The organism is Streptomyces sp. NPDC093111, from assembly GCF_040683955.1.
In the GTDB taxonomy this organism is placed as follows: Bacteria; Actinomycetota; Actinomycetes; order Streptomycetales; family Streptomycetaceae; genus Streptomyces.
Genome location: NZ_JBFBNW010000012.1, coordinates 285,706 through 309,096 on the forward strand (window position 1 = coordinate 285,706; position 23,391 = coordinate 309,096).

General features: G+C 73.0%; 19 protein-coding genes. 10 read left to right on the forward strand and 9 right to left on the reverse strand.

Annotation, left to right across the window (positions count from 1 at the left end):
• The first annotated feature begins 289 nt into the window (after positions 1-289).
• On the forward strand, positions 290-826 hold the full coding sequence (locus tag AB0Q96_RS22890; RefSeq protein ID WP_365328237.1) for a hypothetical protein: 537 nt from the start codon (positions 290-292) through the stop codon (positions 824-826).
• Positions 827-917: 91 nt separating this feature from the next.
• Positions 918-1,538, forward strand: a complete 621-nt coding sequence (locus tag AB0Q96_RS22895) for a class F sortase (protein WP_365328239.1) — start codon at positions 918-920, stop codon at positions 1,536-1,538.
• Positions 1,539-1,560: 22 nt separating this feature from the next.
• Here the strand turns inward: AB0Q96_RS22895 and AB0Q96_RS22900 are convergent, their stop codons facing one another.
• The 3 genes from AB0Q96_RS22900 to AB0Q96_RS22910 form a co-directional block, all read right to left on the reverse strand.
• Positions 1,561-2,346, reverse strand: coding sequence for a TSUP family transporter (locus tag AB0Q96_RS22900; RefSeq protein WP_365328241.1), 786 nt, complete (start codon positions 2,344-2,346; stop codon positions 1,561-1,563).
• 92 nt (positions 2,347-2,438) lie between these two features.
• The gene (locus AB0Q96_RS22905; protein ID WP_365328243.1) at positions 2,439-2,642 is read right to left on the reverse strand and encodes a hypothetical protein; all 204 of its coding nucleotides are present in this window, start codon (positions 2,640-2,642) and stop codon (positions 2,439-2,441) included.
• The gene (locus tag AB0Q96_RS22910; protein WP_365328245.1) at positions 2,635-4,044 is read right to left on the reverse strand and encodes a ferredoxin reductase family protein; all 1,410 of its coding nucleotides are present in this window, start codon (positions 4,042-4,044) and stop codon (positions 2,635-2,637) included. Before AB0Q96_RS22910 ends, AB0Q96_RS22905 begins: the two co-directional genes overlap by 8 nt.
• Before the next feature lie 228 nt (positions 4,045-4,272).
• On the opposite strand from AB0Q96_RS22910, the gene AB0Q96_RS22915 reads away from it, so the two are divergent.
• The 6 genes from AB0Q96_RS22915 (at position 4,273) to AB0Q96_RS22940 (ending at position 11,473) form a co-directional block, all read left to right on the forward strand.
• Positions 4,273-5,571, forward strand: coding sequence for an FAD-dependent oxidoreductase (locus tag AB0Q96_RS22915; protein WP_365328247.1), 1,299 nt, complete (start codon positions 4,273-4,275; stop codon positions 5,569-5,571).
• Between the two features lies 1 nt (position 5,572).
• Positions 5,573-8,116 carry a nitrite reductase large subunit NirB gene (nirB, locus tag AB0Q96_RS22920; protein ID WP_365328249.1) on the forward strand — a complete coding sequence of 848 codons (2,544 nt, stop codon included), beginning with the start codon at positions 5,573-5,575 and terminating at the stop codon, positions 8,114-8,116.
• The gene (gene nirD / locus AB0Q96_RS22925; RefSeq protein WP_365328251.1) at positions 8,113-8,475 is read left to right on the forward strand and encodes a nitrite reductase small subunit NirD; all 363 of its coding nucleotides are present in this window, start codon (positions 8,113-8,115) and stop codon (positions 8,473-8,475) included. Before nirB ends, nirD begins: the two co-directional genes overlap by 4 nt.
• 28 nt (positions 8,476-8,503) lie before the next feature.
• Entirely contained in the window at positions 8,504-9,088 is a 585-nt protein-coding gene (locus tag AB0Q96_RS22930; RefSeq protein WP_365328253.1) for a TetR/AcrR family transcriptional regulator, read from the forward strand.
• A gap of 89 nt (positions 9,089-9,177) precedes the next feature.
• Positions 9,178-10,593, forward strand: a complete 1,416-nt coding sequence (locus tag AB0Q96_RS22935; RefSeq protein ID WP_365328255.1) for an MFS transporter — start codon at positions 9,178-9,180, stop codon at positions 10,591-10,593.
• Positions 10,594-10,684: 91 nt separating this feature from the next.
• Positions 10,685-11,473: an SDR family oxidoreductase gene (locus AB0Q96_RS22940; RefSeq protein ID WP_365328257.1), complete on the forward strand. Its 789-nt coding sequence runs from the start codon at positions 10,685-10,687 to the stop codon at positions 11,471-11,473.
• Positions 11,474-11,492: 19 nt separating this feature from the next.
• Here AB0Q96_RS22940 and AB0Q96_RS22945 read toward each other — a convergent pair whose 3' ends face one another.
• Positions 11,493-11,903: a VOC family protein gene (locus AB0Q96_RS22945; protein WP_365328259.1), complete on the reverse strand. Its 411-nt coding sequence runs from the start codon at positions 11,901-11,903 to the stop codon at positions 11,493-11,495.
• A 116-nt stretch (positions 11,904-12,019) separates the two neighbouring features.
• Positions 12,020-13,603: a right-handed parallel beta-helix repeat-containing protein gene (locus AB0Q96_RS22950; protein ID WP_365328261.1), complete on the reverse strand. Its 1,584-nt coding sequence runs from the start codon at positions 13,601-13,603 to the stop codon at positions 12,020-12,022.
• A 278-nt stretch (positions 13,604-13,881) separates the two neighbouring features.
• On the opposite strand from AB0Q96_RS22950, the gene AB0Q96_RS22955 reads away from it, so the two are divergent.
• On the forward strand, positions 13,882-15,039 hold the full coding sequence (locus tag AB0Q96_RS22955; RefSeq protein ID WP_365328263.1) for an alkaline phosphatase PhoX: 1,158 nt from the start codon (positions 13,882-13,884) through the stop codon (positions 15,037-15,039).
• On the opposite strand, the gene AB0Q96_RS22960 is transcribed toward AB0Q96_RS22955, so the two are convergent.
• From AB0Q96_RS22960 to dusB, 3 genes are all read right to left on the reverse strand, one after another.
• Positions 15,009-16,031: a winged helix-turn-helix domain-containing protein gene (locus AB0Q96_RS22960; protein WP_365328265.1), complete on the reverse strand. Its 1,023-nt coding sequence runs from the start codon at positions 16,029-16,031 to the stop codon at positions 15,009-15,011. The genes AB0Q96_RS22955 and AB0Q96_RS22960 overlap by 31 nt on opposite strands.
• 572 nt (positions 16,032-16,603) lie before the next feature.
• Positions 16,604-19,315, reverse strand: a complete 2,712-nt coding sequence (gene ppdK / locus AB0Q96_RS22965) for a pyruvate, phosphate dikinase (protein WP_365328332.1) — start codon at positions 19,313-19,315, stop codon at positions 16,604-16,606.
• A gap of 367 nt (positions 19,316-19,682) precedes the next feature.
• Positions 19,683-20,843, reverse strand: coding sequence for a tRNA dihydrouridine synthase DusB (gene dusB / locus AB0Q96_RS22970; RefSeq protein ID WP_365328267.1), 1,161 nt, complete (start codon positions 20,841-20,843; stop codon positions 19,683-19,685).
• A 52-nt stretch (positions 20,844-20,895) separates the two neighbouring features.
• Here dusB and AB0Q96_RS22975 point away from each other — a divergent pair, with 52 nt between their 5' ends.
• Positions 20,896-22,377: an MFS transporter gene (locus tag AB0Q96_RS22975; RefSeq protein ID WP_365328269.1), complete on the forward strand. Its 1,482-nt coding sequence runs from the start codon at positions 20,896-20,898 to the stop codon at positions 22,375-22,377.
• On the opposite strand, the gene AB0Q96_RS22980 is transcribed toward AB0Q96_RS22975, so the two are convergent.
• Positions 22,347-23,321 (reverse strand): helix-turn-helix domain-containing protein, encoded by a 975-nt coding sequence (locus tag AB0Q96_RS22980; protein ID WP_365328271.1) that lies wholly within the window; start codon positions 23,319-23,321, stop codon positions 22,347-22,349. The two genes, AB0Q96_RS22975 and AB0Q96_RS22980, sit on opposite strands and share 31 nt — an antisense overlap.
• Between the last annotated feature and the right edge of the window lie 70 nt (positions 23,322-23,391).

Sequence of the window (23,391 nt, forward strand, 5' to 3'; positions counted from 1 at the left end):
GGCGCGCGGGCGCGGGCCGGTGCGCCCGGGCCCGCGTCGTGCGCCGGGGCCGCCCGATCCCGCCCCGGCGTACGCCTCCCGGGCCGCCTCACCCGTTCGGCACGCCCCGTCAGCTGACGCTGCGAAACCGGGGCTGACCTGCGAGGATTCCCGTGCTCCAGCCGACGCGCCGTATCGGACGGAGCAATTCTGATGGGACATCAGCAGGCGCCTGCCGCCTCCACGCATTTATCTCGGTCCTACGGAAGCCCCTTTCCGGAAAGACCGTCCGCGCGCCACGGAGGCCCCCATGCGCCGCACCCCTGTCCCCCTGCTCACCGGTACCGCGCTGGCAGTCGTCGCCCTCGGAGCCCTCGCCGCGCCCCTGGCGTACGCGAGCGACGACGGACCCGACGGGCACGGCGGACGGCCCGAGGCGCTGGAGATCTTCCCCTCCTCCGCCGACCCGGGGACCACGGTCACCGTGAACACCCTCGCCTGCGGCTCCCGCGGCCACGGCGTCGGTGACGCGAGCTCGCTCGGCGCGGGCGACTTCCCGCTCGACCCGAGCACCCACAAGGAGGTCGTGGTCGGCCAGTTCACGGTGCCGCACCACGCCCGGGCCGGCACGTACGGCATCAGCGTCGCCTGCGACAACGGGCGGACCGCCCGGGGCGACCTCACCGTCAAGCACAGGAGCCCCAGCGGCCATGTGCAGACCGGTGTCGGCGGCAGTGTGGGCCCCGACACCGCCCAGGTCACGGCGGGCGCGGCGGTGCTGGCCGCGGCTGCCGTGGGCGGTACCTGGCTCCTGCGCCGCCGGGCGAGCGGCGCGCAGGGCGACTGAAGGTACCGCCCCTCCTGCCCCCGCCGCGCCCGCTGACGGCCCGGCGGGGGCAGGATCACACCCCGCCGTCAGCGCCGCCGGAGGTCGTCCCGTGAGCAACAGCAGCAAGGGCTGGGGGATAGCCGTCGCCGCCTGCGTCGGCATCTGGCTGATCCAGAACGGCTCGGGCGACGTCACCCCGCCCGTCCCGTCCGCCGCCCAGGCCTTCGCCGCCGGTCCCAGCGTCCACACCGACGCCGCCGCCGACCCGCTGCCGCCCTCCGAGCCGCTCCGGATGCGGATCCCCGAGATCGACGTCGACACGCCCCTGACCTCCCTCGGTCTCGACGCCGCGGGCTCCCTGGAGGTGCCGCCGGCGTCCGACCGCAACCTGGCCGGCTGGTACGAGGACGGCACCCGGCCCGGGGCCAAGGGCACCGCGATCATCGCGGGGCACGTCGACAACGACCGGGGCCCGGCGGTCTTCTACGCGCTGGGCGCCCTGAAGAAGGGCCACCGGGTCGAGGTGCTCCGGCAGGACGGCAGGACGGCGGTGTTCACCGTCGACGCGGTCGAGGTCTACGACAAGGACCACTTCCCCGACGCCAAGGTGTACGGGGAGGCGGACCGGGCCGAGATCCGGGTGATCACCTGCGGCGGCGGCTTCTCGAAGAAGGCCGGCGGCTACCAGGGGAACGTGGTCGCCTTCGGGCACCTCATCGGCGTCCGCTAGCGCCGGGCCCGGCCCGGGGGCCTCACGCCCACTGGTCGAAGGCCAGCTTCGCGACCAGCGAGAAGACCACCACCAGCAGCACCCCGCGGACGAACTCGGAGCCCTTGCTCAGCGCCATCCGTGCGCCGATCATCCCGCCGGCCAGGTTGAAGACCGCCATCACCGCCGCCAGCTGCCACAGCACGCTGCCGTGGTAGGCGAACATCGCGAGCGCGCCGACGTTGGTGCACACGTTGACGATCTTCGCGGTGGCGGAGGCCGTCACCAGGTCCAGGTGGAGCACGGCGGTCAGGGCGAGGACCAGGAAGGTGCCGGTGCCCGGCCCGAAGAGGCCGTCGTAGAAGCCGATCCCGCCGCCGACCACGACGATCGAGGTGACGATCCGGGCCCGGGTGAGCGGCGCTCGCTCCGCGCCCTCCGCGCGGGTGCCGAAGGAGGGCCGGAAGAGCACGAACGCGGCCACCCCGACCAGCACCACCATGATCACCGGGCGGAGCACCTCGCTGCCGATCCCCGCCGCGAAGAAGGCCCCGCCCATCGAGCCGGCGAGCGCGGCGAGCCCGATCCGCACCGCCCGGCCCACCGGGACGGGTGTCTTGCGGACGTAGGTGACGGCCGCGCCGGAGGTGCCGACGATCGCCACGGCCTTGTTGGTGCCGAGGATCTGGGCGGCCGGCAGGTGCGGCAGCCCGAGCAGCAGCGCGGGCAGCAGGAGCAGCCCGCCGCCCCCGACCACGGCATCGATCCAGCCCGCCACCAGCGCGGCGAGACAGAGCAGGACAACGGTGGTCAGGGATATGTCAGGCATGCCCGCGAGCCTAGGGCCGGGATGGCTGTGTGATCCATCGATCCCGGGAGAGTTGAGCTTCGCCAGAGCTTACGGAGTCCAGGGCCCGGAGCTTACGGAGTCCAGGCCCCGGAGCTTGCGGAGTCCAGAGCGGGTACGAGGGTCCCGGCGGCGGGTTCGCGGTCCGGGGCCGGCGGGGCCGCCGGGTGCAGGCCGACGGTGAGGAGCGTGCCGGCGAGGGCGCCCATGGCGAGCAGCCCGGCGGCGGTCCTGCGCCGGGTCCCCTCTCCGCCTGCTGCTCTGCGGTGGCTAGGCATGGCTGAAGTCCTCGCTGTGGATGCGGTGGGCCGGCACCCCGGCCCGGTTCAGGGAGGCGGTCGCCGCCCGGGCCATCCCGGGCGGCCCGCACAGGTAGACGTCGTGCGCGGCGAGGTCGGGCACCAGGTTGCGCAGGGCGCCGGGCGCGAGCGGGTCGAAGGCCGCGTCGGACGGGCCGAGCAGGAAGTGCAGGGCCGCCCCGCGTTCCCGGGCGATGGCCTCCAGTTCGGTGCGCAGCACCAGCCCGGCGGCGTCGGAGGCCCGGTAGAGGAGGGTGAGGTCGCCGGGGCGGCCGGGCAGGGTCTCGAACAGGGCCCGCAGCGGGGTGATGCCGACGCCTCCCGCGAGCAGCAGCACCTTGCGGCGGGTGCGCCGGTGGGCGGTGAGCGCGCCGAACGGGCCGGTGGCCACCACGCGGGTGCCGGGCCGCAGCCGCCGGATCCGGCGGGTGTGGTCGCCGCACGCCTTCACCGTGATCCGCAGGGTGTCGTCGCGGACGGGCGCGGAGAGCGAGAAGGGCAGGGCGGTGGAGCGCAGCCCGGGGCGCAGGAAGCGCCAGCGGAAGAACTGGCCCGGCTCGGCGCGCAGTTCGGCCACTCCCCGGCCCCGGACGAGGACGGAGACCGTGTCGGGGCTCTCGGCGACGACCTCGGAGACGCGCAGGTCGTGCCGGAGGGCGCGCCGGACGGGGATCACCACGCGGTACCAGACGAGGACGACGCCGACCGTGGCGTGCGCCATCGCCCAGAGCCAGCGGGTGACGGGGGCGGCGAGGTCCGGTCCGGCGAGCTGGTGCACGAAGCCGAGGGCGGCGGCGAGGTGGCTGAGCAGATGGATCCGGCGCCAGGTCTCGTGCCGGATCCGGCGGCGCACCGGCCGGGCGGACGCGACACCGACGCCGGCGAAGAGGAGGGTGCCCACGCAGGCGGCGGCGACCCAGGTGTAGCCGAGCAGGCCCCGGACGGCGGCGAGCAGGTCGGTGCCGGTGTGGACGGCGTAACCGCACAGGGCGAGCAGGCCGTGGGCGGCGACGAGCCCGAGGACGTACCGCCCGCCGAGGGAGTGCCAACGGGCGAGCCGGTCGGCGCCGATCCCGTGCTCGACGGCCGGTATCCGGGCCATGAGCAGCAGCATGACGAGCACCCCGTAGCCGGCGAGCAGTCCGGTGAGGTGGGCGCCGCTCGCGAACAGGGCGTCGAGCCGGGCGGACGGCCGGGCCTGTACGCCCCAGCAGAGGGCGACGGCCCCGGCGCCCGCGACGACGACGTCGCGGAGCCGGTCGGGGGCGAGCCGGAGCGGCGCGGGCTCGGGGGCCGGCCGGGCGGCGGGGGCGGGCTCGGGGGCGGGAGCCAGCGACACGGACAGCGGGGCGTAGAGAGGGTGCGGGGCCTCGGTGGTCACGTCGGCACCCTAGGTCGGCGCACCCCCCGCGCACCGTCCCATCCGGCCCCGCCGCGTGATCCTTAAGGCCCCCTTGAGGAGGTCCTCAGCACCGGTTAACCCTCACGGTCCTTCGGCCCTCACCGTCCTTCGGCCCTCACAGTGCGGACCGGCCGAGGTGAGATCAGCGTTCCGCACGGGTAACAGCGGGGATGCCACCGGGTAACACCCTCCGCGCACGCTTCGGGCATGAGTACACGGATCGTGGTGGTCGGCGGCGGGACGGCGGGCGCCCGGCTGGCCCAGCGCCTGCCGGTGACGCTCCTCGGCGAGGAGCCGCACGCGCCGTACAACAGGGTGCTGCTGGCGGACGTGCTGGCCGGCCGGTACGGCCCCGAGGTGATCGCGCTGCCCGGGACGCGGGAGCCGGCCCGGCTCGGCGTCCGGGCGGTGCGGATCGACCGCGCGGCCCGCACGGTGGAGTGCGCGGACGGCTCGCTGGTCGGCTACGACCGGCTGGTCCTGGCGACCGGCTCGGCCCCGGTGCTGCCGCCGCTGCGCGGCCTGCGCGGTACCGAACCGCCGTCGGGCGTGCACCCGTTCCGCACCCTGGACGACTGCCTGGCCCTGCGGGCGCTGGTCCGCCCCGGTACCCGTGCCGTGGTCGTCGGCGGCGGCCTGCTGGGCGTCTCGGCGGCCCGCGCGCTGGCGGCCCTGGGCGCCGGGGTGGTCCTGACCCAGCAGGGCGAGCACCTGATGGAGAGCCAGCTGGACCGGACCTCCTCGGCCCTGCTCCAGGAACATCTGGAGGCCCGGGGCGTGGAGGTGCACACCGAGTGCCGCGTGAGCGGACTGCGGCGGCACCGGGGCGCGGTGACCGCCGTCGAGCTGGCCGACGGCTACGTCCTGGACGCCGACGTGGTGATCCTGGCCTGCGGGGTCCGCCCCCGGGTGGCGCTGGCCCGGGACGCCGGCCTGGAGGTGCGCCGGGGCGTCGTCGTCGACGACGAGCTGCGCACCTCCGACCCGTACGTCCACGCGATCGGCGACTGCGCGGAACACCGGGACCGGGTCTACGGCCTGGCGGGCCCGGCCCTGGACCAGGCCGACGTGCTGGCGGAACTGCTCACGGCGGAGGCGGAGGCCGAGGCCCTCGGCGGCACCGGCAGCGGCAGCGGCACCGGGCGCGGTCCCGGGTCCCCCGCCGCCCCCCGCTACACCGGCACCCGCGCCCTGACCCGCCTCACCCTCGCCGGCCCGGCGGCCGACACCATCGACACCCTCGGCACCCTCGACACCCTCGGCCCCCTCGACCTGGCGACCTTCGGCGAGACGACGCCCACGCCCGGCGACGACGTCGTGCAGCTCACCGACGCCACCCGCCGCGCTTACCGCAAGGTCGTCGTGCGCGGCGACCGGCTGGTGGGCGGCGTCCTGCTCGGCGACCTGGCCTCGGTCGGAACGCTGGCCCGGACCTGGGAGGGCGACGAGGCCCTTCCCGAAGACGCTCCTCTGCTCCATCTGCTCACCCACGACGGAGGCTCCTGAGATGACCACCGCGCCCATCCCCACCCTCGTCCTGGTCGGCCACGGCATGGTCGGCCAGCGCTTCCTGGAGGCGCTCGCGGACCGGGGCGTCACCGCGCGGGCCCGGATCGTCGTGCTCTGCGAGGAGCCGCGCCCGGCCTACGACCGCGTGCGGTTGACCTCGTACTTCTCGGGGCGGACCCCCGACGACCTGTCGATGGTCGAGGCCGGCTTCATGGAGCGGCACGGCATCGAGCTGCACACCTCGGAGGCGGCTGCGGCGATCGACCGCGACGCCCGCACGGTGACGACCGCGACCGGCCGGACCTTCCGCTACGACACCCTGGTCCTGGCCACCGGCTCGTACCCGTTCGTCCCGCCGGTGCCCGGCAAGGACGCCCGGGGCTGCTTCGTCTACCGCACCATCGAGGACCTGCTGGCGATCGAGGAGTACGCGAAGGACGCCACGACCGGTGCGGTGGTGGGCGGCGGTCTGCTGGGCCTGGAGGCGGCGGGCGCGCTCAAGGGCCTGGGCCTGGACACGCACGTGGTGGAGTTCGCGCCGCGCCTGATGCCGGTGCAGGTCGACGAGGGCGGCGGGGCGGCCCTGCTGCGCACGATCGAGCGGATGGGCCTGACGGTGCACACCGGGACGGGCACCCAGGAGGTCGTCACCGAGGACGGCGCCGTGACGGGCATGCGCCTCTCCGACGGCTCGGAACTGCGCACGGACCTGGTGGTGTTCTCGGCGGGCGTCCGCCCCCGCGACCAGCTGGCCCGCGAGGCGGGCCTCGACGTCGGCGAGCGCGGCGGCATCGCGGTGGACGAGCAGTGCCGCACCTCCGACCCCCGGGTGTTCGCGATCGGCGAGTGCGCGCTCGCCTCCGACGGGCGGGTGTACGGCCTGGTGGCGCCGGGCTACGAGATGGCGCAGACGGTGGCGGCGGCGATCGCCGAGGAGAGCACGAAGGGCTTCACCGGCGCGGACCTGTCGACCAAGCTGAAGCTGCTCGGCGTGGACGTGGCCTCGTTCGGCGACGCCCACGGCACCACCGAGGGCTGCCTCGACGTCGTCTACTCCGACTCGCGCTCCGGGATCTACAAGAAGCTGGTCGTCGACGCCGAGGGCACGCTGCTCGGCGGCGTCCTGGTCGGCGACGCCGACGCGTACGGCATGCTCCGCCCGCTCACCGGCACGAAGCCGCCGGTCTCCCCGGAGCAGCTGGTGCTCCCGGCGGGGGCGGGCGCCGGGGCGCAGGCGCTCGGCCCGTCCGCGCTGCCGGACGACGCGGTGATCTGCTCCTGCCACAACGTCACCAAGCACGCGATCGCCCAGTGCGCGACGCTGCCCGAGGTGAAGAAGTGCACCAAGGCCGGTACGGGCTGCGGCAGTTGCGTGAAGGTGATCGAGAAGCTGCTGCCGGCGCCCGCAGCGAAGGGCCTGTGCGGCTGCTTCCCGTACACCCGCGGCGAGCTGTACGAGATCGCCCGCACCCTGCGGGTCACCTCCTTCGCCGGGCTGCTCGACTCGCACGGCCGGGAGGAGGCGAAGGGCGGGGAGGGCTGCGAGGTGTGCAAGCCGACGGTCGGCTCGATCCTGGCGAGCCTGGCCCCGGAGATCGGCGCGGACGGCTACATCCTGGACGGCGAGCAGGCCGCGCTCCAGGACACCAACGACCACTTCCTGGCCAACCTCCAGCGCAACGGCTCCTATTCGGTGGTGCCGCGCATCCCGGGCGGCGAGATCACCCCGGAGAAGCTGATCGTGATCGGCGAGGTCGCCCGCGACTTCGGCCTCTACACGAAGATCACCGGCGGCCAGCGCATCGACCTGTTCGGCGCCCGGGTCGAGCAGCTCCCGTCGATCTGGACCCGGCTGGTGGACGCGGGCTTCGAGTCGGGGCACGCGTACGGCAAGGCGCTGCGGACGGTGAAGTCCTGCGTGGGGCGGACCTGGTGCCGCTACGGCGTGCAGGACTCGGTGCGGACCGCGATCCTCCTCGAACTGCGCTACCGGGGCCTGCGCGCCCCGCACAAGCTGAAGTCGGCCGTCTCGGGCTGCGCCCGCGAGTGCGCGGAGGCCCAGTCGAAGGACTTCGGGGTGATCGCGACGGCCAACGGCTGGAACCTGTACGTGGGCGGCAACGGCGGCGCGACCCCGCGCCACGCGGACCTGCTGGCGCAGGACCTGTCGGACGCGGAGCTGTTCCGGCTGATCGACCGCTTCCTGATGTTCTACATCCGCACCGCCGACCGCCTGGAGCGCACCTCGGTGTGGCTGGAGCGCCTGGAGGGCGGCCTGGACCACCTGCGGGACGTGGTCGTGCACGACTCGCTGGGGCTGTGCGACGAGCTGGAGGCGCTGATGGCGGCGCACGTGGCCGGCTACCGCGACGAGTGGGCCGAGACGCTGGACGACCCGGAGCGGCTGCGGCGCTTCGTGTCGTTCGTGAACGCGCCGGAGGCGCCGGACCCGACCGTGCGGTTCGTGCCGGAACGCGACCAGATCAAGCCGGACCTCCGGCTCCTGACCATCGGAACGCGCGAAGGGACCCCGACCCGATGATGCTCGAACTCTCCCACTCCGCCGACGCGTGGACGCCGGTCTGCGAGGAGCACCGGCTCACCCCCGGCCGGGGCGTGGCGGCCCTGCTGCCGGACGGCCGGCAGGCCGCCGTCTTCAAGGACCGGTCGGGCCGTACGTACGCGATCGACAACCGCGACCCGTTCACCGGCGCGCAGGTCCTGTCGCGGGGCCTGACCGGCTCGGCGGCCGGCCGGCCCTTCGTGGCCTCGCCGCTCCTGAAGCAGCGCTTCGACCTGGAGACGGGCCGGTGCCTGGACGACGAGGAGGTGTCGGTGGCGGTATACCCGGTGCGGACGACCGGACCCGCCGACGAGCCGCACACACCCCCACTTGACTGATCGTTCCAGAAAGGCGTAGCGTCCTCGCATGGCCAGAACGAAGGAATTCGACCCGGACGCGGCCCTCGGCTCGGCCCTCGACCTGTTCTGGGAGCGCGGGTACGAGGCGACGAGCATGGCCGACCTGGTCGGGCACCTCGGCATCGGCCGCGCGAGCCTCTACGCGACCTTCGGCAACAAGCACGAGCTGTACCTGAAGGCGATGGAGCGGTACGCGCGGACGCAGGACCCGCGCCTGTTCGAGGAGCTGTCGGCGCCGGGGCCCGCCCTGCCCGCCGTCCGCGGCCTCGTCCGCCGCTTCGCCGCCGAGTCCGGCGCGGACGAGACCCGGCTGCGCGGCTGCCTGGTCACCAACTCGGCCGCCGAACTGGGCCCGCACGACGCCGGCGTGGCGCGCCGCGTGGAGCGCAGCTGGGAGCAGCTGGAGACGCTGCTGCACGCGGCGCTCGCGCGGGCCGTCGCCCAGGGCGAGCTGCCGGCCGACCGGGACCCGCGGGCGCTGGCGCGGATGCTGCTGGTGCTGATGCAGGGCCTGCGGGTGGTCGGCAAGGCGTCGAGCGACCCGGGCCGGGTGCACGACGCGGCGGAACAGGCACTGACGCTGCTCGACTGACGGCCCGGCCACCGAGGGGCGCCGCCTTGGCGCCCTTCTCTTCGGCCCTCATTCTGGAATGTACGGTCCATTACACAAGAGGGGGGCTCATGCCCGGCACGACCACGGCGAAGGCCCCGGCGGCCCGGCGCACACCGCCGGAACCCCCGGCGGGGCACGACCGCCGCCACCCCGCCCGCTCACCCGCCCCCGCCTTCGCCCTGCTCGGCACCGTCCAGGCCACCCTGATCTTCACCCTCGCCTCGCTCGCCGTGCCGCTGCCCCGGATCGGCGCCGAACTGCGCCTGGACCGGGCCGGTCTCCTCCTGCTCAGCGCCGCCTACGGACTGACCTTCGCCGGGCTGCTGCTCTTCGGCGGCCGGCTCGCCGACCGCTACGGCGGGCGCCGGACACTGACCGCCGGACTCCTCGCCTTCGGCGCCGCCTCCTCCCTCGCCCCGCTCGCCCCCGGATACGGCACGCTGCTCGCCGCCCGGTTCGCCCAGGGACTCGGCGCCGCGCTCGTCGCCCCCGCGGCGATGGGCCTGCTGCGCGCCCTGTACCCGGCGCCCGCCGAGTACCGCAGGGCCATGGCCACCTGGGGCGGGCTCGCCGTCCTCGGCGCGACCGCGGGCAACCTGCTCTCCGGGGTGATCTCGGCCGCCGCCTCCTGGCGCTGGACCTTCGCCGTCCCCGTCGCCGTCACCGCCGCCGCGCTGCTCCTGGGCCCGCGCCTGCTGCCCGGCACGGCACCCGGGACGCACCCCACCCGCACCGCCCGCGGCCTCGACCTCCCCGGCGCGCTGCTCGCCACCACCGGGATCACGCTCGCCAGTTACGGACTCGTGCTCACCGACGCCCGCCCCTGGGGCTCGGCCGACGTCCTCGTCCCGCTGCTCGGCGGCCTGGCGCTGCTCGCGGGCTTCGCGCTCGTGGAGCGGCGGGCCGCCGATCCGCTGCTGCCGCCCGCGTTCCTGCGCGACCGGCGCCGGGGCCTGGGACTCGCCGCCGTGGCGCTCACCGCCTCCGGCACCGCCGGGGTCTTCGTCCTGCTGTCACTTGCGCTCCAGGAGGACCGCGACTGGTCCGCGCTGCGCACCTCGGGCGCCTTCGTGCCCTTCGCCGTCGCCCTGCTGCTCGCGGGCCGGGCGGCCGGGCCGCTGATCCGGCGGTACGGGGCGGGGCGCGCGACCGGTGCCGGGCTCGGCACCGGGGCCGTGGGCCTCGGGCTGCTCGCGGCCACCGGACTCGACCCGGCCGTGCCGTACGCGTACGGCCTGCTGCCCGGCCTGCTGCTGCTCCCGGCCGGCGCGGCCGTCTCCTTCGCGGGGGCCGCCGTCCTCGCCACCGAGGGGGTGCCGGCCCGGGACGGCGGTCTCGCGGGCGGCGTCCTGAACACCGCGATGGAGCTGGGCCCCACCGTCGTCTTCGCCGCCGTGCTCACCCTCGGCACGGACGCCGCCTCCCTGGCGGCGACGGCCCTCGGCTTCGCGGCCCTGGCCGCGGCGGCCTCGTACACCAAGTGAACGTCCCTCAGTGAACGCCTTCCCTGCACGCCCTCAGTGAACGTCCCGCAGTGAACGTCCCGCAGTGAACCTTTCCACCAAGGAGTCGACCATGACGACCGCACGTTCCTCCGCGCCCTTCTCCGCACGCTTCTCCGACCGCGCCGTCCTCGTCACCGGCGGCGGCACCGGTCTCGGCCGGGCCATCGCGCTCGCCTTCGCCGCCGAGGGTGCGAAGGTCGCCGTCGCGGGCCGCAGCGCCGCCACCCTGGAGGAGACGGTCGCGCTGATCGAGGACGCGGGCGGCACCGCCGCCGCCTTCACCGCCGACGTGTCGGACGCCGCGTCCGTGCGGCGGCTGGTGGGCTCGGTGGTCGAGACCTTCGGCGGTCTCGACGTGGCCGTGAACAACGCGGGGGTGTTCCGCGGCGGCCACGCGGCCGCCGACTTCCCCCTGGAGGACTGGCACACGCTGCTCGACGTCAACGTCACCGGCGTCCTGCACGCGCTCCAGGCGGAGATCGCCCACATGCGCGCCCACGGCGGCGGGGCGATCGTCAACATCTCCTCGAACCTGGGCCCGCACGTGCGCATCCCGGGCGTCTTCGGCTACCAGGTCTCCAAGGCGGCGGTCTCCGCGCTCACCCGGGCCGCCGCGCTCGACCACGTCGCCGACGGCATCCGGATCAACGCGGTCAGCCCGGGCGCCTCGGAGTCCGCCATGTCGCTGCGGCCGGGCGAGACCGAGGCCGAGCGGGAGGTCCGGATGAAGGAGGAGTCGCCGCTGGGGCGGATCTCCTCGGCGGCGGAGGTGGCGGCTGCGGTGCTGCACCTGGCCTCCGACGCCGCCGGTTCGACGGTCGGCGCGGACCTGGTCGTGGACGGCGGCGTCTCCGCCTGACGCCGCCGCCCCGCCGGTCTCAGCCCTGGACGGCGGCCGGGTCCATCCAGAAGACCTCCCAGTGGTGCCCGTCGAGGTCGGTGAAGGAACGCCCGTACATGAAGCCGTGGTCCATGGGCTCCTTCGCCGCGCCGCCACCGGCGGCGAGGGCCGCGTCGGCCAGCTCGTCGACGGCCTCGCGGGAGTCACGGCTGAGGGTGATCAGCACCTCGGTGTTCTTCGTCGCGTCGGAGATGTCCTTCCCCGGCGCGGTGAAGGTCCTGAACTTCTCCTCGGTGAGCAGCATGGCGAAGATCGTGTCGCTGATCACCAGACAGCCCGTCGACTCGTCCGAGAACTGCGGGTTGAAGGAGAAGCCCAGCTCGTTCCAGAAGGTCTTGGTGGCGTCGAGGTCCTGGGCGGGCAGGTTCACGAAGATCATCTGAGCCATGGTGGCGTCCCTCTTCCGTTCCGTACGGGGTCTGTTCCGTAGTGGCGCTTACGAGAGTGAAGACAGGGCGCGGCGACGAAACTCATCGCCGCGCCGAAGGTTTTTTCGGATTTTTCTCAGACCGCGTTCCGGACGGACGTCGTCGCGGCCCCGGAGTCCACGATCGCGGTCACGCCGGCACCCCGCCCGGTCAGGTCGTTGCCGACCAGCCAGGTGTCGGTGGAGCCCGCCATGACGCCGATCGCGACGCTGGAGGCGCCGCCGGTCAGGGCGCTCACCGTGTTGTCCTGGACGAACGCGCCGGCCGCGTTCCCGCCGACGCGGACGGCGTACGCGGCGGCGCCGGTGACACGGTTGCCGCGCACGGTGATGCCGCTGACGCCGGCGCTGATGCCGTGGCCGGTCGCGGTGAGGACGGTGTTGTCGGCGACGAGGGTGCCGGTGGCGGCGGAGTCCACGCCGATCCCGTCGCCCTGGACGTCGGAGAGGCTGTTGCCGACGACGAGCGCGTTCGGGGAGTTCTGGACGTGGACGGCCTGGCAGTTGCCCGTGGGGCTGGTGCGCAGGGTGGTGGTGACGGTGTTGCGGCTGATCGTCAGGCCGTCGGTCTGCGTGGCGTAGATCCCGGCCTCGCCCTTGACCGAGGTGATCGTGTTGCCGCTGATGGTGACGGCCCGGTGGCGGGCGCCGCCGGTGGGGACGGTGGCGGTGATGCCGCCGCCGCCCTCGATGCCCTCGATGGTGTTGCCGCTGACGGTGATGCCGCTGAGGGCGTTGCCCTGGGGCGAGTTGAGGTAGACCGCGTGAGAGGCGGTGCCGCGGATCGTGTTGTCGGCGATGACCGAGTCCTGCCAGTCGGCGGCCCGGACGCCGTACGCCCCGCTCTTCTCCACCGTGTTGCCGATGACCCGGATCCGCCGGTGGGCCACGCCCTTGGCGCCCCAGTGGTCCCCGCACAGCGCGCCGAACGGCCCGGTCGTCGTCCCGGGGCGCAGGACGCAGCCGGTGATGAGGATGTCCTCGCAGGGCGTGGAGTCGTACGAGGGGGCGGGCAGGTTGCCCTCGGTGGCGCAGGTGATCTGGACGGCCTCCTTGGTGGTGAGGCTCGCCCCGTCGCCGGGATGGTGCCCGTCGAAGACGCAGTTCACGACGGCCGCGTTCCGGACCGCGTTCAGCTCGACGGCATGCGCGGAGGGGGTGTCGACGAAGGTGCAGTCCTTCACCAGGACGCCCTCGCAGTGGGCGAAGCCGATGGCGTCGCTCTGCTTGGTGAACACCCCGCCGCGCATGTCCCAGGTGCCGCCGAGGACGGCGATCGAGCCCGCGCCCTGGTAGCCGGACACGGGCGTGACGGAGTCGAAGTTCTTCAGCAGGCCACCGTTGTCGCCGGTCCGCACGATGCGGGCGCCGTACGCGGAGACGGTGGTCCCGGCGCCGACGACGAGGCCGGTGCCGGTCAGATAGGTGCCCGGCGGTATCAGCAGGGTCGCCGGACCCTGGACGGCCTTCAGGGCGAGGAGCGCGCTCTTGAACGCGGCCGTCTCGTCGGCCGTCCCGTCGCCCTTGGCGCCGTGCGCGGTGACGTCGACGACGGTCCCGCCGCCGGCCGCCGCCGCGGCCGGTGCCGCGCCGAGGACGGCGGCGCCGCCCCACGCTCCGACGAATCCGCCCATGGCCAGCATCAGTGAACGGCGTTCCACGCTGCGCTCCCCCTCGGTTCGATATCGATGTGCCGATCTCGGTGCGTCGATCTCGGTGTGTCGATCTCGGTGTGTCGATCGGTGTGTCGATCTTCGGAGGAGGAGGCTACGTCAGCCCTCGGGTCCGCCCGCCGGAGGGTCTCCGCCGACAGCCCGCCGCTCCCCCGTCACCGGGCGTTGACGCCCGGTCAACTCCGCCCTCCTAGGTTGCGGAAGCGCGCGACCCCGTCGCCGACCGGTGCGACGGGGCGGTTCACACCTCGAATCAGGAGTGGGACGTGGAGCGACGCAGTTTCCTGCGTGGAGCGGTCATCGGTACGTCGGCCGCCGCCTTCGGCGGCACCTTGTGGCGCGGGGCGGCCTTCGCCGCGCCCGCCCAGCCCGGGCTCGGCCCGTACGGGGCGCTCGGCGCCGCCGACGCGAACGGCATCCTGCTGCCGGCCGGTTTCACCAGCCGGGTGGTGGCCCGGTCCGGCCAGACGGTCGCGGGCACCTCGTACGCCTGGCACAGCGCTCCCGACGGCGGCGCCTGCTTCGCCGACGGGACGGGCTGGATCTACGTCTCGAACTCGGAGATCAACCCGGGCGGCGGCGCGAGCGCGGTGCGCTTCGACGCCTCCGGCACCGTCACCGACGCCTACCGCGTCCTGTCCGGCACCCGGCAGAACTGCGCGGGCGGCAAGACCCCGTGGAACACCTGGCTGTCCTGCGAGGAGGTCTCGCTGGGCTACGTCTACGAGTCGAACCCGTGGGGCGGCACCAGCTACCGCCGCGACGCCATGGGCCGGTTCAAGCACGAGGCGGCGGCCGCCGACCCGGTCCGCAAGGTGGTCTACCTGACCGAGGACGAGACCGACGGCTGCTTCTACCGCTTCGTGCCCACCACCTGGGGCGACCTGTCCGCCGGCACCCTCCAGGTGTTCAAGGCGGGCACCGGCACCTCCGGCGGCTTCACCTGGCAGAACGTGCCGGACCCGGACGGCTCGCCCGCCACCACCCGCAGCCAGGTCTCCGGCGCCAAGCGCTTCAACGGCGGCGAGGGCTGCCACTACGCCGACGACACCGTCTGGTTCACCACCAAGGGCGACAACCGGGTCTGGCAGGTGAACCTGGCCGCCGGGACCTACGAGCTGGCCTACGACGACTCGCTGGTGACGGGCGGCGGCGCGCCCCTCACGGGCGTCGACAACATCACCGGCTCCGCCTCCGGCGACCTGTTCGTCGCCGAGGACGGCGGCAATATGGAGATCTGCCTCATCACGCCGGACGACGTCGTGACGCCGTTCCTGCGGATCAGCGGCCAGTCCGGCTCCGAGATCACCGGACCGGCCTTCTCCCCCGACGGCCGGCGCCTCTACTTCTCCAGCCAGCGGGGCACCAGCGGCAGCTCCTCGGGCGGCATCACCTACGAGGTGACCGGCCCGTTCCGCGCGTAGCAGCGCGTCTCACGGGGGGTCTGGGCGCCGCCGAGCAGGGCGGCGCCCAGGGGCGTGAGGGTGTGCAGGACCGCGTTGCCGTGGCGCAGCGTGGCGACCAGGCCGGCCTCGCGCAGCACGCCCGCGTGCTGGCTCGCGGAGGCGAGGGAGACCCCCGCCCGGCGGGCCAGCTCGCTGGTGGTGCCGCCGTCGCCGATGGCGCTGAGGACGGCGGAGCGGGTGTGCCCGACGAGCTTGGCGAGCGAGGGCAGGCCCGGCTCGCGCACGGTCGGCGCCTCGCAGTGGGTGACGGGATAGACCAGCACCGGCGGCAGGCCGGGATCGCGGAGCACGACCGGGGTGCCGCGGCAGAAGTAGGACGGCTGGAGCAGCAGCCCGCGCCCGTCGAGGTGCACGTCCCGTTCGACGGGGTAGTCGGCCTCCAGGACGGGACTGCGCCAGCGGAGCATCGGCGGCAGCGAGGCGAGGAGCTCCTCCGCGCCCCCGTCGAGCAGGGCCCGGCCGCGCAGCGCCCGGTCGGTCTCGACCCGGGCCTGGATGTGCGACCAGTACGGCTCGACGGCGGCCCGGTGGTAGCCGCGCAGGGCCGCCACGAGCCGCTCCAGGGGCTCCGAGGCGCCCTCGGCGAGGGCCCGCAGCGCGGCCGGTACGGCCGGGCGCCCGGCGCGGGTGGTGCCGAGCAGCGCGACTTCGGCGTGAATCCGGCCGGGCGGGGTCGTGCGGATCGCGTCGAGGGCCTCATCGACTCCGAGGATGCCTTGCGGCGGAGTCAGGAAGTCGGGGAAATAGCCGCGGCCCGGAACGAGCGCGGCGAGCAGCCGGGTCTCCGCCCCCAGCCGTACCCGTGCTTCCGACCGCCATTCCCGGAACACCATGGAACCGCGCCGGTCCCTTAAACGGTGAAAACTGAGAATCGTTTCCCAGAGAACGTCCGGCCGGGCGGCCATCCGAACCCCGGCCAAGTCGTTTCCGCTGAAATGAATCCGCAGCATGGAACCCCCACCTGTGCACTCGCAACCACCCCCGACGACGAGTATGCACAGCATCACTGCACGTTACCAGGGTGTTTCAGCCACACTTGAAAAGCCTCGCGGCGAACACAGGTCAACCGAAAAGCTGTGCGTGTCGGGCAGGAAACCTTCAGGACCGAGGTGACGTGGCGAAGACCGTGGGGGGCTTCGTCTCGTCCGGCGGCGGTCGGCGAGGTTGCGGCTCACCTGCCCGATGAAAAATGGGCGCGGCCTCCGGGTGGGGATCCGGAGGTCGCGCCTGTCTCATTCTTTGCGAAAGTCCAACGGCGTTAGAACGTCGTTCGACAGCGCTCATTGTCGTTCAATGTCCAATAACCCAATGCCTCGTATTCGCGCATGGACTTGAACAGGAACTCACATGAGGCCAACGATCATGTGACGCCGGCGGCCGGGACCGCCGGGACCATCGGGACGAAATACGACGGGGCGGACACCTCCGCACAAGGTGTCCGCCCCGTCTCTCCTGCGAACCGGAGCCGCCGCCCATCGGTCTTGAGGGTCGGGGACGAGCGGCGGCTCCGGTGGTCAGCGGGTCAGCGGCTGTCGCTGCCCTTCGCCTCGGCCGCCGCGCGGCCGGCCTCCAGACGCGCCACCGGGATCCGGAAGGGCGAGCAGGAGACGTAGTCGAGACCCACCTCGTGGAAGAAGTGCACCGACTCCGGGTCGCCGCCGTGCTCGCCGCAGACGCCCAGCTTGATGTCGGGGCGGGTGGCACGGCCGGCCTCGACGGCGCTGCGGACCAGGGCGCCCACGCCGTCCTTGTCGATGGTCTCGAAGGGGCTGACGCCGAAGATGCCCTTCTCCAGGTACGCGGTGAAGAAGCTCGCCTCCACGTCGTCGCGGGAGAAGCCCCAGACCGTCTGGGTCAGGTCGTTGGTGCCGAAGGAGAAGAACTCGGCGGCCTCGGCGATCTGACCGGCGGTCACGGCGGCGCGCGGCAGCTCGATCATGGTGCCCAGGGCCAGCGTGAGCTCGATGCCGGTCTGCGCCCGGACCTCGGCGATGACCTCCTCGGCCTCCTCGCGGACCAGCTCCAGCTCCTGCACGGTGCCGACGAGCGGGATCATGATCTCGACGCGCGGGTCGCCCTTGGCGTCGATGCGCTGGGCGGCGGCCTCGGCGATGGCGCGGACCTGCATGGTGAACAGGCCGGGGATGACCAGGCCGAGGCGGACGCCGCGCAGACCCAGCATCGGGTTCTGCTCGTGCAGCCGGTGCACGGCCTGGAGCAGGCGCAGGTCGTTCTCGTGCGGCTCCTTGCGGGCCTCGGCGAGGGCGACGCGCACCGACAGCTCGGTGATGTCGGGCAGGAACTCGTGCAGCGGCGGGTCGAGCAGCCGGACGGTGACGGGCAGGCCGTCCATCGCCTCGAAGAGCTCGACGAAGTCCTGCTTCTGCAGCGGGAGCAGCGCCTTCAGCGACTCCTCGCGCTCCTCGTCGGTGTCGGCCAGGATGAGCCGCTCGACGTACTGGCGGCGCTCGCCGAGGAACATGTGCTCGGTGCGGCACAGGCCGATGCCCTGGGCACCGAAGCGGCGGGCGCGCGAGGCGTCCTCGGCGTTGTCGGCGTTGGCGCGGACGCGCAGGCGGCGGACGCGGTCGGCGTAGGCCATGATCCGGTGGACGGCCTGGACCAGCTCGTCGGCGTCGTCGGCGCCGGCGTGCATGCGGCCCTCGAAGTACTCGACGACCGGGGACGGCACGACGGGCACCTCGCCGACGTACACCTTGCCGGTGGAGCCGTCGATGGAGACGACGTCGCCCTCCTCGATCACCACGCCGGAGGAGGTGGTCATCCGGCGGCGCTTGGTGTCGACCTCGAGCTCCTCGGCGCCGCAGACACAGGTCTTGCCCATGCCGCGGGCGACGACGGCGGCGTGCGAGGTCTTGCCGCCGCGGGAGGTGAGGATGCCCTCGGCGGCGATCATGCCGTCCAGGTCGTCCGGGTTGGTCTCGCGGCGGATCAGGATGACCTTCTCGCCGGAGCGGGACCACTTGACGGCCGTGTACGAGTCGAAGACGGCCTTGCCGACGGCGGCGCCCGGGGAGGCGGCGATGCCGCGCCCGATCTGCTCGACCTTGGCGTGCTCGTCGAACTTGGGGAACATCAGCTGGGCGAGCTGGGCGCCGTTGACCCGCTGCAGCGCCTCGGCCTCGTCGATCAGGCCCTGGTCCACGAGCTGGGTGGCGATGCGGAAGGCGGCACCGGCGGTGCGCTTGCCGACGCGGGTCTGCAGCATCCAGAGCTGGCCGCGCTCGATGGTGAACTCGATGTCGCAGAGATCCTTGTAGTGGGTCTCCAGCGTGTTCATGATCTGCATGAGCTGGTCGTACGACGTCTTGTCGATCGACTCGAGCTCGGCGAGCGGCACGGTGTTGCGGATGCCGGCGACGACGTCCTCGCCCTGCGCGTTCTGCAGGTAGTCGCCGTAGACGCCGGCGTGGCCGGAGGCGGGGTCGCGGGTGAAGGCGACGCCGGTGCCGGAGTCGGGGCCGAGGTTGCCGAAGACCATCGAGCAGACGTTGACGGCGGTGCCCAGGTCGCCCGGAATGCGCTCCTGGCGACGGTACAGCTTCGCGCGGTCGGTGTTCCAGGAGTTGAAGACGGCCTCGATGGCGAGGTCCATCTGCTCGCGCGGGTCCTGCGGGAAGTCGCGGCCGGTCGCGGTCTTGACGATCTTCTTGAAGTGCTCGACCAGCTGCTTCAGGTCGGCGGCGTCCAGGTCGGTGTCGCTGGTGACCTTCTTCGCGGCCTTGGCCTCGTCGAGGGCGTCCTCGAAGAGCTCGCCGTCCACGTCGAGGACGGTCTTGCCGAACATCTGGATGAGACGGCGGTACGAGTCCCAGGCGAAGCGCGCGTTGTCGGCCTGCTGCGCGAGGCCCTCGACGGAGACGTCGGAGAGGCCGATGTTGAGGACCGTGTCCATCATGCCCGGCATCGAGAACTTGGCGCCGGAGCGCACCGAGACCAGCAGCGGGTCGTCCGCCTGGCCCAGCTTCTTGCCCATCCGACTCTCGAGGGCGTCGAGGTGCGCGCTGACCTCGTCGCGGAGCTCGGCCGGCTCGGAGCCGCTCTCCAGGTAGACCTTGCAGGCCTCGGTCGTGATCGTGAAGCCGGGGGGAACCGGCAGACCGAGATTGGTCATCTCGGCCAGGTTCGCGCCCTTGCCACCGAGCAGGTCCTTGAGGTCCTTGTTCCCCTCGGTGAAGTCGTACACGAACTTCTGATCATTAATTTCCGACACGGGTCCCGACTCCTCGACGACTCGGTTGGCTGCCCTGACGGCGAGGAACATACCCAGATCGAAGGCTTCTGGGGAGGTACGCCTACCGGTCATCCGGTCTTAACCACCCGTCCGCCAGCACATCGAAAGTAACTGACCGGTAGCTTCCGCTTTCACGCCCCGAAGCCGAGTTGACTCATTCCAGGGCTTGACCGCTCAAGTGAGCGCTCAAAACGCCATCTGTGTTCAACTCTTGAACGCAAAAAGGGTGGCACTCCGTGCCACCCTTCAAGCGGAAGACGGGCCCGTAACATGCTCATCTGAGCAGTACCCCTATCAAGGGTGGCGAGAATCACTCACCAGGAAGGGCCCGAATCGCGGCCTCATCTCACCCGCCGGACGTGTCCAGCTCCGCGTCCTCGCTCACTCCGGCGCAGTCGTACGGGTCCTTCAGCCAGCCGTCCGGCAGGACAACCCGCCCATTTCCGGATGTACGCCCCCGCGGGCCGTCCGCACCCAGCGGCCAGGGCTGGTCCAGGTCGAGCTCGCTCAACTGAGCGCTCAGTTCGTCCAGGGAGGAGGTGATGGCCAGGCTCTTGCGCATCTCCGAACCGACGGAGAAGCCCTTCAAGTACCAGGCGACGTGCTTGCGGAAGTCGACGACACCGCGCGACTCGTCGCCCAGCCACTCACCGAGCAGGCGCGCGTGCCGCACCATCGTGTCCGCGACCACCCGCAGCCCGGGCTGCGCGCGGTATCCCTCAGGGGCCTCGCCCTGCGCTCCCGTGCCCTCGAAGCCCGCCACCAGGTCCGCGAAGAGCCAGGGGCGCCCGAGGCAGCCCCGGCCCACGACGACGCCGTCGCAGCCGGTCTCGCGCATCATCCGCAGGGCGTCGTCGGCGGACCAGATGTCGCCGTTGCCGAGCACCGGGATCTCCGGCACGTGCTCCTTGAGCCGCGCGATCGCGTCCCAGTCGGCCGTGCCGCCGTAGTGCTGGGCCGCGGTCCTGCCGTGCAGGGCGATCGCGGTGACGCCCTCCTCGACGGCGATCCGCCCCGCGTCCAGGAAGGTGATGTGGTCGTCGTCGATGCCCTTGCGCATCTTCATCGTGACCGGCAGGTCGCCCGCGTTGGTCACGGCCTCGTGCAGGATCGCCCGCAGCAGCGGCCGCTTGTACGGCAGCGCCGAGCCGCCGCCCTTGCGGGTCACCTTGGGCACCGGGCAGCCGAAGTTCAGGTCGATGTGGTCCGCCAGGTCCTCGTCCACGATCATGCGGACGGCCTTGCCGACGGTCACCGGGTCGACGCCGTACAGCTGGATCGAGCGCGGCTTCTCGGTCTCGTCGAAGCGGATGAGCTGCATGGTCTTCTCGTTGCGCTCGACCAGCGCCCTCGTCGTGATCATCTCGCTCACGAAGAGGCCCTTCCCTCCGGAGAACTCACGGCAGAGGGTGCGGAAAGGGGCGTTGGTGATGCCGGCCATCGGCGCGAGCACCACCGGGGGCTGCACGATGTGCGGCCCGATGGCGAGGGGGGAGAACGCGGTCATCCGCCCATTGTCGCGCACTGCGGAGGTCGTTAGACAGCCGTACTATCCGCACATGTCCGAGCTCACACCACCGCGGCCCCCCGACGCCCCGCTCCCCCGGCGCCGCCGGCTGCTGGTCCTGGGCATCTGCTGCCTGAGCCTGCTGATCGTCAGCCTGGACAACACCGCCCTCAACGTGGCGCTCCCCTCCATGCGCCGCGAGCTGGACGCCTCCGTCTCCGGACTGCAGTGGACCATCGACGCCTACACCCTGGTGCTCGCCTCGCTGCTGATGCTCGCCGGCTCCACCGCCGACCGGATCGGCCGCCGCCGGGTCTTCACCACCGGACTCGTGCTCTTCGTCCTCGGCTCGCTGCTCTGCTCCCTCGCGCCCAGCCTGGAGGCGCTGGTCGCCTTCCGGATGGTGCAGGCGGTGGGCGGCTCGATGCTCAACCCGGTCGCCATGTCGATCATCACCAACACCTTCACGGACCCGGCGGAGCGCGCCCGGGCCATCGGCACCTGGGGCGCGGTCGTGGGCATCTCCCTGGCGGCGGGTCCGCTGGTGGGCGGCCTGCTGGTCGAGTCGGTCGGCTGGCGGGCGATCTTCTGGGTCAACCTGCCCATCGGCCTGACCGCGCTGCTCCTCACCCTCCGGTACGTCCCCGAGTCCCGCGCGCCCCGCCCCCGGCGCCCGGACCCGGTGGGCCAGGTCCTGGTGACGCTGCTGCTGGGCTCCCTCACGTACGCGATCATCGAGACCAGCCCGGTGTTCGCGGCGGTGGCGGCGGGTGCCCTGGCCGGGATCCTGCTCTACGAGCCGCGCCGCCGCGAGCCCCTGATCGACCTGCGGTTCTTCCGCAGCGCGCCGTTCAGCGGGGCCACCGTGACAGCGGTCAGCGCCTTCGCGGCGCTCGGCGGCTTCCTCTTCCTGAACACGCTCTACCTCCAGGACGTCCGGGGCCTCTCGGCCCTGCGCGCGGGGCTCTTCATGCTGCCCATGGCGGCGATGACCTTCGTCTTCGCGCCGCTGTCGGGGCGCCTGGTCGGGACCCGCGGGCCGCGTCCCTCGCTGCTGGTCTCGGGGGCGGCGATGGCGGCGGGATCGCTGCTGTTCGCCGCCTTCGAGGCGGAGCGGAGCACGCCGCTGCTCCTCACCGGGTACGTGGTCTTCGGCATCGGCTTCGGCATGGTGAACGCGCCGATCACCAACACCGCGGTGTCCGGCATGCCCCGCGCGCAGGCCGGGGTGGCCGCGGCCGTGGCGTCCACCAGCCGCCAGACCGGCCAGACGCTGGGGGTCGCCGTGGCGGGCGCGGTGCTGAGCACGGGGCTCGCCTCCTCCTCGTACGCGACGGCCGCGGGCGACCTCGACGCCTTCGTGGCGGCGAGCGGGCCGGCCTACTGGATCATCACCGGCTGCGGTCTGTGCGTGCTCGTCACCGGGGCGCTGACCAGCGGGGCGTGGGCGCGCGGGACGGCGGAACGGACCGCGGCGCGGCTGGGGACGGAGGACGGCGGGGTTCAGGCGACGGCGAGGGCGGCCTCGTCCTGAGGCCCGGCGGAGGAGGCCGCCGCTTCCCCGGCCCTCCCGGCCGCCGCCCTCGCCGCCTTCTCGTACTCCTCCTCCTTCTCGTCCTCCTCGTCCTCCTCGGCGAGGATCAGCGCCTGGAGCCGTTCGACCCCGGCCCGGCTCTCCTCGTCGACGGGGACGTACGCGGCGAGCCGGGGCCCGGCGGTGGGGCCGAGGTAGAGGTTGGTGTGTTCCAGCCGGAGCAGACCGACCCGGGCGTTGCGGATGATCTTGATCCGGTCCGACTGCTCGACGACGTCGTGCCGCGCCCAGATCTCGCGGAACTCGGGCGAGGCCGTACGGAGCCGGTGCAGCAGTTCCTTCCAGGCGGGTTCGGCGAGGTGCTCGGCCATGGCGGCGCGCAGCTTGCCGGCCAGCGAGGTGAGGACCTCGGGGAGGTCGGCGACGGCGGCGCGGAACTCGTCGTTCGTGAAGGCCAGCCAGATGCTGTTGCGCTCCTCGCGGGGCAGCGCGTCCAGGTCGCAGAAGAGCCGGCCGAAGGTGCGGTTGTAGGCGAGGAAGTCGTAACGGCTGTTCTGCACGGCGGCGGGCACCGGCTCCAGCTGGTCGAGGAGCCCGCGCAGCGCGGGCGTGACGGCCGGGCAGGGCGTCTCGGGGTGCGGGTCGGTCTGCCCGGCGAGGGCGAAGAGGTGGTTCCGCTCGGTGGGGTCGAGCAGCAGGGCACCGGCGAGGGCGTCCAGGACCTGCGGGGAGACCTGGATGGGCCGCGCCTGCTCCAGCCACGTGTACCAGGTGACGCCGACGGCGGAGAGCTGGGCGACCTCCTCACGGCGCAGCCCCGGGGTGCGCCGGCGGCGCCCGCGCGGGAGGCCGACCTGTTCGGGGCTGATCCGCTCCCGGCGGCTGCGCAGGAAGCCGGCGAGCTCGTGGCGGCGGATCGCCGGGTCGGAGGTCATGACCGTCATGCTCCCAGGGTGCCGGGGCGCTCAGCCCGTTGCCAGGTACTGCTTGTACCAGGATAAGGAGACTCTGGTA